This window comes from Flagellimonas onchidii, from assembly GCF_004804315.1.
In the GTDB taxonomy this organism is placed as follows: Bacteria; Bacteroidota; Bacteroidia; order Flavobacteriales; family Flavobacteriaceae; genus Flagellimonas; species Flagellimonas onchidii.
In genome coordinates, this window is record NZ_SRXX01000034.1 from 1 (window position 1) to 7651 (window position 7651).

The 7651-nt window shown below is 40.6% G+C and carries 9 protein-coding genes and 2 pseudogenes; 1 reads left to right on the top strand and 10 read right to left on the bottom strand.

Going from position 1 to position 7651, the window contains the following annotated elements:
* From E4661_RS18510 to E4661_RS18545, 10 genes and pseudogenes are all read right to left on the bottom strand, one after another.
* Positions 1 to 1181 (bottom strand): annotated as a pseudogene (locus E4661_RS18510) (hypothetical protein); the annotation flags it as partial.
* A 163-nt stretch (positions 1182 to 1344) separates the two neighbouring features.
* Positions 1345 to 2430, bottom strand: coding sequence for a hypothetical protein (locus tag E4661_RS18515; RefSeq protein WP_136468953.1), 1086 nt, complete (start codon positions 2428 to 2430; stop codon positions 1345 to 1347).
* A 196-nt stretch (positions 2431 to 2626) separates the two neighbouring features.
* Positions 2627 to 3985 (bottom strand): ATP-binding protein, encoded by a 1359-nt coding sequence (locus E4661_RS18520; protein ID WP_136468954.1) that lies wholly within the window; start codon positions 3983 to 3985, stop codon positions 2627 to 2629.
* A 233-nt stretch (positions 3986 to 4218) separates the two neighbouring features.
* Positions 4219 to 4383, bottom strand: a complete 165-nt coding sequence (locus tag E4661_RS19185; protein WP_168796432.1) for a hypothetical protein — start codon at positions 4381 to 4383, stop codon at positions 4219 to 4221.
* Between the two features lie 27 nt (positions 4384 to 4410).
* Positions 4411 to 4674 (bottom strand): DUF6730 family protein, encoded by a 264-nt coding sequence (locus E4661_RS18525; RefSeq protein WP_136468955.1) that lies wholly within the window; start codon positions 4672 to 4674, stop codon positions 4411 to 4413.
* 12 nt (positions 4675 to 4686) lie between these two features.
* Complete coding sequence (locus E4661_RS18530; RefSeq protein ID WP_240751550.1) at positions 4687 to 5547, bottom strand: relaxase/mobilization nuclease domain-containing protein; 861 nt, start codon at positions 5545 to 5547, stop codon at positions 4687 to 4689.
* Between the two features lie 5 nt (positions 5548 to 5552).
* A complete protein-coding gene (mbpA, locus tag E4661_RS18535; RefSeq protein ID WP_136468957.1) occupies positions 5553 to 5849 on the bottom strand; it encodes a mobilization protein MbpA in 297 nt (98 codons plus the stop codon).
* A complete protein-coding gene (locus E4661_RS19190) occupies positions 5809 to 5985 on the bottom strand; it encodes a hypothetical protein (protein WP_168796433.1) in 177 nt (58 codons plus the stop codon). The genes mbpA and E4661_RS19190 overlap by 41 nt, the downstream gene beginning before the upstream one ends.
* On the bottom strand, positions 5978 to 6265 hold the full coding sequence (locus E4661_RS18540) for a helix-turn-helix domain-containing protein (RefSeq protein WP_136468958.1): 288 nt from the start codon (positions 6263 to 6265) through the stop codon (positions 5978 to 5980). The genes E4661_RS19190 and E4661_RS18540 overlap by 8 nt, the downstream gene beginning before the upstream one ends.
* A 147-nt stretch (positions 6266 to 6412) precedes the next feature.
* Positions 6413 to 7132, bottom strand: a complete 720-nt coding sequence (locus tag E4661_RS18545) for a hypothetical protein (protein ID WP_136468959.1) — start codon at positions 7130 to 7132, stop codon at positions 6413 to 6415.
* Between the two features lie 165 nt (positions 7133 to 7297).
* On the opposite strand from E4661_RS18545, the pseudogene E4661_RS18550 reads away from it, so the two are divergent.
* Positions 7298 to 7651: pseudogene (locus tag E4661_RS18550) on the top strand (erythromycin esterase family protein); the annotation flags it as partial.

Consider the following 7651-nt stretch of genomic DNA (forward strand, 5'->3'; position numbering starts at 1 on the left):
TTGGTATTAACAACTTCAAGTACTCCAAAAGCATCAAACCTTAATCCATTCCCAATGTTTACTTCAAGTCTACCAAACCCCGCTCTTATTCCATTCCCAGTGTTTACTTCAAGTGCGCCATTATTCAACTTTAATCCACTACCAAGGTCAACCCAATCGGTCCCAGTTGTAGTGCTGGAAAGCAATCCCCCCATTGCTCCAGGAAGGCCATTGCTATCTTTAAGGGCTCCATTGATATGAACACTGCCAACAACATCCAAGGCATCGTCAGGAGCTGTGGTTCCAATACCTACCTGGCCTTTGAGTGCAGTGGTCTCCACATTGTCATTTCCCAGCACAACAGAATTATTTCCCAGGCCAATTGCATCAGTTCCAATTACTATTTCATACTCAGAGCCATCTTTTGCAGTACGTGTTTGGGCTCCAATATATACAGAACTATTAGCTGTAGTATTAGGGATAAGATTTATCCCGCTCCCCCCGTTGTCAACAAATTTTCCAGCTTCATCCCCTATAGCAGTATTTCTACCTCCTCTAGTCAATTCCCCCAAGGTACCTTTACCTAGAGCGGCATTCTGACTTCCACTGGTGTTTTTTCTTCCAGATTTAGAACCAATATATGTATTTATAAATCCTCCACGCATATTCTCACCCGCAGCATATCCCACCAAGGTGTTTTCAGAATTCTTCAAGCTAACATCATCAAATCTACCGGCACCTTGCCCTATATAAACCGATGTGTTCAATACTTCAAGACGTGGACCGTCCATCACAAAATGCTCTTCGCCCCCCATCTCAAAACGAATCTTATCTTCATCAGCATTCTTCTCCACTTGTACCCTTGTATCACCATCAATGTCTTTTAGCTCTGCTGGTAGTGTAGTTTTCCCAGACAATAGCCCTACCCATTTAGTTCCATTGTAATAATAATATCCTTCTGAAAGGCCACTGCCGTCCGGAACGAACACAGTAAGACCTTTTGCCGGTGCAATAATGGTAGAGGTATCGGTCTCTCCCGTAAGTGCCACTCGGGGCAAAAGCACCCCTTTGTTCGTGGCACTTACATCTAGGATAGAAGAAGCATCGGGATTCAAGGTGTTTATCCCCGTTGAAGTCGTCTGGGCTATCATATGCACACAAGGTAATACCATGGATATTGCCAATATAAAATATTTCATCATCTATTAAAATCTTATTGTTTTATCATTATTTCAATCCTTATTCCATGAGGCAATAAATTTTGAACTCTTTTAAGAAGATATTAATCTAATTCGTTCCATTTTTTAGAAGTTTATATACCTCACCCTATAACTATCAATTACTGTCTTGATTTGATATAGCTTCCTATTTTTCCTTTTCAAATTTCTTTTCCAATGCGAACAAACGTGCTTTGAGCGTATCTATTTGCTCTTGTTGGCGTTCTACTTTTTGTTGCTGTTCTATCAGATATAGATATAATTCTTCTATCTTTTCCAAGCTCTGCACCGCTAAGTCCGTAATGTTAAAGCTATAACCATTAGCTGTACGTGGCAATTCATTGATTCCAGTTACACCAGGAAGATGTTTATAGGTTTTTATATAAGTCAATACGTCTTTCAACGAACGACGTCTATAATCAGGAACAATTTTAGAAACACCTTCAACAAACTCTTCAAAAACATAATCTGGATAGACAGATCCCGAAGTTCGAATAGTACCGTCCACCCAAAGACGCTCTCCAGTGGCCACTACATCATCAATGGTATTGGAGCGATCTTGCATGCCAATACCCAACCAATCTGCTTGAATATATATATCATTGGTATTTGAATTGGCAACTGTTGTGGTCCCTTCTCTATTCCATGGACTCCGAGAACTTTCCACCTCACTTTTCAATTCCTCTAAAACACCCTCTACATCAGTAGCCGTAAAGTGATTTGCCGCATCAGCCACTTCAACCTCGCCCGCGGTCTGGTCGTCAGTGCCGCTGTCGTCCAAATGGGAAAGGTCGACCGTCCGGGACGCGCCGTTCTCGATGCCCACCGTCAGAACGTTGGTGCCGGTGTCAACCACAAGACCCTCGATGCCCTGGTCGTCGGTGCCAACAAACCTTGTCGGCGTCCCGTTTTCACTCGCATAGGTGTACGTGCCGTCAAGGTTATCCGTCAAAGTGGTTACCGTCTCCGAAATGCTCACCGAGGCAACGTTCAGATAGAGTCCGCCATCGGTACCCGCGGAAATGTCATTGTTCGCATTATTGCTTATCAGGTCGACCCTTGATGGATCCACACCATCGCCTTCCAGTGAGATGTTAAGCTCTCCCCCAAAAAGGAAAAGGTCATCAACAGACTGGTCGTCAGTGCCACTGTCGTCCAAGTGGGAAAGGTCGACCGTCCGGGACGCGCCGTTCTCAATACCCACCGTCAGAACGTTGGTGCCGGTGTCAACCACAAGACCCTCGATGCCCTGGTCGTCGGTGCTGGACTAAGAAAACACAGTCAACCATCTTATATTCAATTAGTTGAACGTTGAAATCCTGAATCAAATCCCTTTTTGGACACCAACAATCAATAAGTAGCTAAAGAACGTAAAACTTATGCGGTTTTATTAAAGCAAAAATACGCATAACCCATTGGTTAATACCATATTACAAATGATAATTACTAACAAAATATTCAACATATTGAAGCAATTGTGTACCCAAATAATAAGGTAAGTTCATCAATAGAAAAGGTGTTCCTGCTATTGTTGTTGAACTTTCTACTTTGTACTCCCCCCCATAAATTCTTATGGCATAAGGATGCCCCGTCCTGTCCATGAACTGATGTAAGGATTTTAAAGTCCCTGTCGCTCCCGATTTAATCTCAATGGGAATTACCTTATCTCCATAGGGATAAACCAAATCTACTTCCGAGGAGGATTGCTTCTTTTCCCTAATCCAAAAATGGGGCTTTGTACTGGTAATCGTATTTAATGATATTATTTCTTGAGTTATGAGATGGGGAATAATAGCTCCTTTGAAAGCATTACTCAAATCTTCCATCCCCAAAAGCTGTGCTTGAATTCCCAAAGTGTAGTTTACCAGACCTGTATCCAAAAACTGTAAGCGAGGTGATTTATTGATATTTGGTTTAATAGGTGGCTCAATGTCCGTCGTAGGATAAATCAGTTGTATGATTTTTGCCGCATCAAGGTTACGCATGGCCTCGCCTACCTCCCTTGACCTATAATTCGAATTTCCGAAATTCTGGAATTTTATCCTTTGGTCCATATAGAGATGGGCAGTTTCCATAATATGTCTGATTACCCGTCTTTCGGTAGTATTGGAGGTGTATTTTTCAACATCTTCTTTATAAGTAGCCCAGAGGCTTTCGTACACTTTGGGGAGATTGGCCAAATTTCCTTCTCCAATATCCTCTTTGACCACTTCAGGCATTCCTCCAATTATTGCATACCGATGAAAAAGCCCCAATAATATCTTATGTGCTATGGGGTTTACAGGCACACTTTTTAAATGTTCGAAAGCCGCATTATGGTTTATCGCTTGTAGGTATTCTGAAAAATTTAAAGGGTACAAGTAAAGGAACTCGACCCGTCCCACCGGAAAGCTCTCTACCTCTTTAACTGCAAATTCCAGTAGAGATCCTGCTGCAATCACATGAAGCTCTGGAACCTCTTCAAAAAAATACCGAAGTAACTGGATGGCCTTGGGCAATTCTTGAATTTCGTCAATGAAGAGTAATGTATTCTGCTCTTGGTCAGGAGTAATATTATTCGATAAAAACAATGCCTCTACTATGGTATTAACATCGTCATAGGCTTGAAAAAACTCTTTATCAGAAGTTTTTTCAAGGTTCAATGGAATAAAAAAATCATAGTTTTTGGAAAATTCCGTTACCAAGGTTGTCTTGCCCACCTGTCTAGCTCCACGTAATATTAGCGGTTTCCTATTATTGCTGGCCTTCCAAGCTTCTAGATTTTTTAACACATGCCTTTTAAAATTCATATCATAACAATATTTGTAACAAAGTAAGGGTAATTTTTTTATTTTTTTGTATTAAAGTAAGGGTCAAAATTAAAAATATGTGTAACAGAATAAGGGTAGTTATAATGCTTAGTGTACATATTCAAACCCATGCTATCCCAAATCCTTACCTCCAAACTTTGCGCACGGATCCTGTCCGGTTTTTGTAGCATTCCGGCAGATAAGCGTATAGCAAAAACCGGATAGGGCGCAACCTACTTTTTGCCTTTTGGATTCCGCCATTCTTCATAAAGGGCACTTGCCTCTGGGGTTTTCTCCATAAATCGCTCAAAGTGCCTAACAGCGTTACCTTCCCCTTGCGAAAAAGCAATCTGTTCCTTTTTGGGAATACTCGAAATCTGGAAGATGGCGTAGCCCACGATTAAAAGAATGATGACTGATAATCCCTAGAACAATTTTATTGCCCATTTTGGAATGGCAATGGACTTCTCGATATGATATATGACATTGGCCAATAGTTTGTTCTGTTCTTCAACTACTTTTTTCTGGCTATCGTCGTATCCTTTAAGAAGATAGTCAATATCGGTGGTGTCCGCTGAGACCTTATATCCCATGAGAAACTCTTTCAGTTTTTCCATTCGATTGACCGAGTGTTCAAAATTCTTCAGTTCCTCGGTCAACAATTCTGCTATTTCGTCCAGTTTTGCCATAATTCATTTTTTTTAAATGCCCATTCCAATGTCAATGCTCTTCTTGATGGTATGTTTCATAACCCTGACCGCTATTTTGGCAGTTAGGTTTGGGGAAATGTTTACCGTCTTCCCAAATAGTTTTATGGTATTCCCTGTTCTTGTCTTTTCAATTATCTTTCTGTCGAAACCGATCTGTTCGGCTATTTTGTTTATGGACATGGAACGGTGTACCCCACTGCCCTTTAGATTTTGCCCAGCAAACTCAAATCGAAAGCCCTGCAATTGGTTCTGTTTATTGATGGAGGGGATGACCTTAACGTGATGGGCTTCCATGGCCTTGATATATTGGTCAAAGTCCTTTGGCTTGACCTCTTTGATGATCTTCTCGTGGATTCTTTTCAGAACCATTCGCATATCCTTTATCTTGTCAAGTTTTTGTTGCTGGACTTCCCGTACTGTGGTCAGGCCCATGTCCCTTGCCACCTGTTCCGCAGCTTGTTGACTCCGTTTTCCAATAAAGTTGTCCTTGTAGGCCTGTCCTTGAAAATTGATTCGGTTCACATACAGATGGATATGAACATGTTTCCGGTTTCTGTGTACAAAGGCAATCGCCTGGTGCTCCTGTAACTTCATCTGTTTTAAAAAGCGTTCCGTGATTTCTTGGAGCTCTTTGTTCTTCATTTCCCTGCCATCCTCGATGGTAGGACTTAGGACAAAACTCAAGGTGTTCTTTTGGCATTGATGGTTCTGTTGTTGGATCGTCCTGAACTCCTGGGTAATCTCCTTTGGGGTATCTCCTGCCAAATATTGGCTATGTATGATATCTGGTCTCTTTTCCTCCCGAAGTCCGTAAGCCATTGATGCTGATGTATGCGATATGGATTTCCCCATTCCGATCATACCTTAAAATTTAAAAGGTGTTCCCTGATTTCTTTCGCCAATTGCGTGACTTCGTCCGCCAATTTTGGGTTCCGTTTTCGGAACATGTTACCGATGCGTTTGAAATTGTTCTGGTATTTTACCAATAGTTTATAAGCTTCGATCTGGTCTTCGGACAATCTCTCGATGATCCTGTCATCAAATGCGGCACGGCGACAATACTCGCTGATGGAAAGGCCTGACTTTTTTGCCTTTACCTTAAGCAGTTTCTTCTCAAATACTGAGCACCTGAACTGGACGAATTCCCTTTTCATACGTTTTTCCTCTTTTGCGACCTTCGGGAGCAAAAGCAAGATTTGTCATGACAATGACACATCTTGAATTCTCACTCAAATGGATATTCCACGCTCTGGAAACCTCTTCTTTTTCTCCCTTTACACTTTTATGCATTCCTGTTTTTAAAGTTATGCTCCAAAGTTTCCTCCTCAATTTCTGCTTCGGATTTTCTCTTGTTCCGTAACAGCCAAAGATTGAGTTTCCTCTTTTCGAAGAATATCATTTTGCCATTGGGTTTTGAGTGTGGTATCTGTCTTCTGGAGGTAAGCTTGTACAAAAAGCTTCGTGATACGCCCATGTATTCACAGGCCTCTTCAAATGTCAATACTTCCTTGTTGCTGGACAGTAATCGCTCTATACGTTCAAGACGTTCCTCTAGTTTTAATTGATCCATAATTCTAGATTTTTTTAGTGTAAAACAATGGACAAAGGCCTTTGTACTTTTTAATCGAATTCTTTCCGAAAACTAGCATGTGAAACAAAATGAAAGGCTTGCATTGCATGTAGTGCAAGCAAAAAAGGGATCAATGCAAGCGGATTTTTATGAAAATGAAGCAAATATGGCTTCCAATTCCTCACTTCTTTTGGAAACCCTGTTTCTGGTAAGGGCATTTCTTACGGTATCATAATTATAGGGCTGGCCATCCTCACGCCGAAGCAAATCGGAATTTTTAATGAAATCGACAAGCTGTAGGTCGTTCTTGGGAAAGTTAGCCTTGAACAGCTCATAAAACTCCTTGCATGCCGAATTTTTTAGTTTGAGATAAATTTTGGAACCATGTGATTTCCAATCCTCCAAAAAGCAACGGACAAAATCATCTTTTGAGGTTTTGTCAATTAGGACCATATCGTAACGGATCATATTATCGTAAAGCTTTCCGAGTTGGGATTCACTGATTGAAATGTTGAAGTTTTTGGAGGATTTCAATTTTTCCTTGATCTTGGGAATGAACACTCTCTTGAACCTATTTGTCCAAGTCAATTGGGTAAAGGCAATGCCACTAGCAAAGATGAACCAATTCAATACATAGAACAACTTGGGCAGTATGGTAGCTTGATCAAAGAATGCTGGGTAACTACCATGCATCAACGCCAGGCCCAATCCGTAGAATACCAAACGGGGCTTTTCTACATATTTGTCCCATCCAACACGTTCATTGAACATAAATCTTGCAAAGAAGCCTACGTAAGGAATCAATAACCGTACATATACAAAGGCAAAGCATAACCATAATACTATTTTTAGTATTAAAGACCACATGCTTTCCAAATTAATGATTTTATATGATTGAACATTGTAAAATTTTGTCTGAGGTACAATTCTCGTACAAAACTGCCAATGTTTTTTAATTTTCTGTTAATCCATGTTAATATGGATTTTTTTCAAAAATGAAACGCCTACTATTGTGGTAAACCGATTACTTTCATGAAAAGACTGAACATTATTTTTTTGTTCCTATGTATTGGAACGCTTCAATCACAGGAAATAAAAACTTACCCATTGCTGGCTCCTGAATCAAAGGAAGTTGACGATTTATCATTTTTAAAGGACGAACTGGAAGGAAAACGACTTGTAATGCTCGGTGAACATACACACATGTACGGGAACATATTTGAGATGAAAGCCCGTATTGTAGAGTATCTGCACCAAGAATTGGGATTTACGACAATTGCCATGGAATCTTCCATGTATGACATCTGGAAAATGAACCAAAGTGGTTTTACGGCCAAAGGTTTCAATAACGCAATTTGGGGAGTTTGGTCAAATGCCTTGGAATTT